2 tRNA genes and 1 rRNA gene are annotated in these 416 nt (G+C 56.0%); all 3 read left to right on the top strand.

Features of this window, described 5'->3' with window-relative positions:
• The first annotated feature begins 15 nt into the window (after positions 1-15).
• The 3 genes from rrf to AB4111_RS31205 all read left to right on the top strand — a co-directional run bounded on the left by rrf (position 16) and on the right by AB4111_RS31205 (position 352).
• A 5S ribosomal RNA gene (rrf, locus tag AB4111_RS31195) occupies positions 16-132 on the top strand.
• Between the two features lie 37 nt (positions 133-169).
• Positions 170-243: transfer RNA gene (locus tag AB4111_RS31200), tRNA-Ile, on the top strand.
• 33 nt (positions 244-276) lie between these two features.
• Positions 277-352 (top strand) — tRNA-Ala (locus tag AB4111_RS31205).
• The last annotated feature ends 64 nt before the right edge of the window (positions 353-416 follow it).

The raw sequence follows: 416 nt of genomic DNA on the forward strand, positions 1-416 counted from the left end.
AAGCTTAGCTATGCGTTTGGTGGCGATGGCGGAGGGGTTCCACACGTACCCATCCCGAACACGACCGTTAAGCCCTCTAGCGCCGATGGTACTTGGACCGCAGGGTCCTGGGAGAGTAGGACGCCGCCAAGCGAAACCCCACTGGGGTATTTTTTTTCGAAATTCATAAGGGCCCTTAGCTCAGTTGGTTAGAGCGCACCTCTGATAAGGGTGAGGCCGGTGGTTCGAGTCCACCAGGGCCCATAGCAAGACCACAATAAGAAATACACAGAGTATGGGGCCATAGCTCAGCTGGGAGAGCGCCTGCCTTGCAAGCAGGAGGTCAGCGGTTCGATCCCGCTTGGCTCCACCATTCCCTGATAGCTCAGTTGGTAGAGCACTCGACTGTTAATCGAGTTGTCACAGGTTCGAGCCCT

Source organism: Paenibacillus sp. 2KB_22 (genome assembly GCF_052115745.1).
In the GTDB taxonomy this organism is placed as follows: Bacteria; Bacillota; Bacilli; order Paenibacillales; family Paenibacillaceae; genus Paenibacillus.